The organism is Mesotoga sp. HF07.pep.5.2.highcov (genome assembly GCF_003666285.1).
GTDB lineage: Bacteria > Thermotogota > Thermotogae > Petrotogales > Kosmotogaceae > Mesotoga > Mesotoga prima.
On record NZ_JFHJ01000016.1, the window covers coordinates 1 to 1,098 of the forward strand.

The 1,098-nt window shown below is 43.4% G+C and carries 1 protein-coding gene and 1 pseudogene; both read right to left on the reverse strand.

The window, feature by feature from the left end; all coding sequences use genetic code 11:
• Window positions 1–154: 154 nt before the first annotated feature.
• Window positions 155–910, reverse strand: coding sequence for an amino acid ABC transporter ATP-binding protein (locus BG32_RS00390; RefSeq protein ID WP_006492615.1), 756 nt, complete (start codon window positions 908–910; stop codon window positions 155–157).
• A pseudogene (locus BG32_RS00395) lies at window positions 907–1,098 on the reverse strand (amino acid ABC transporter permease); the annotation flags it as partial. The pseudogene BG32_RS00395 and the gene BG32_RS00390, both read right to left, overlap by 4 nt.

Consider the following 1,098-nt stretch of genomic DNA (forward strand, 5'->3'; position numbering starts at 1 on the left):
GAAGAGTTTGTTTCCATAAACTCTTGCTATTGCGAGGATGACTCCAATAATAAATCCGATTACCACTGCAATCAAAGTCATTTCGAGAGTAACCCCAAGGCCTTCCAGAAATTTGGGCCAGTAGTTAACGACAATTTTCCAGATCCTATCCACTTCATTCACTCCCGTAAAGCTCACTGAGCTTGAAGAGGAATTCCTTCGTTCGAGGATTCTTTGGATTCTTGAACATTTCTTCAGGGGAACTCTGTTCAACAATATGACCGTGTTCCATAAAGATGATCTCATCAGATACAGTTCTTGCAAACCCCATTTCATGAGTCACAACAAGCATTGTCATGCCACTTTCAGCCAGGTTCTTCATCACTGACAGTACTTCTCCAATCAGTTCTGGATCTAAAGCCGATGTGGGTTCATCAAAAAGAATGATTTTTGGGCTCATTGCTAACGCACGAGCGATTCCGACCCTTTGCTTCTGACCACCTGATAGCTGAGCGGGATACATATTCGCTTCTCTCTCCAGCCCAACTCTTGTAAGCTCTTTCATTGCAATCTCTTTTGCGAAATCCTTCTCGATTTTCTTCACCTTGGTGAGGCCTACCATGACGTTTTTTAGAGCCGTAAGATGGTTGAAAAGCCCGAAATCCTGGAAGACAAAGCCTATCTCCTGACGAATCTTGTTTATATTTTTAGCAGATGTAACCTCTTCCTCTTCGAGCCAGATCTGGCCACTGTCGGGAGTAACAAGCATATTTATACAGGAAAGAAGCGTACTCTTGCCGGTTCCACTAGGACCGATAATTACTTTAGTCTCTCCCTCCTTCATGTCAAAGGATACGCCTTTCAAGACTTCTTTGTCACCGAAGGCCTTCTTGAGATTCTCGACTCTTAGTACGACTCTTTCCTTACTCATCTTACCGTCTCCTTTACATCGAATCCAGGAATTGCAAGTCGTTTTTCAACGCTTCCCAGAGTCTTGTTGATAGCGATTGTTACTATGAAATACATTACTGCAACCGTGAGGTAGATCAGCATAGGTTCATATTTAGTGGCGATTATGTATCCTCCCTGGCGGAGAAGCTCAGTTACTCCAAGTGCGTA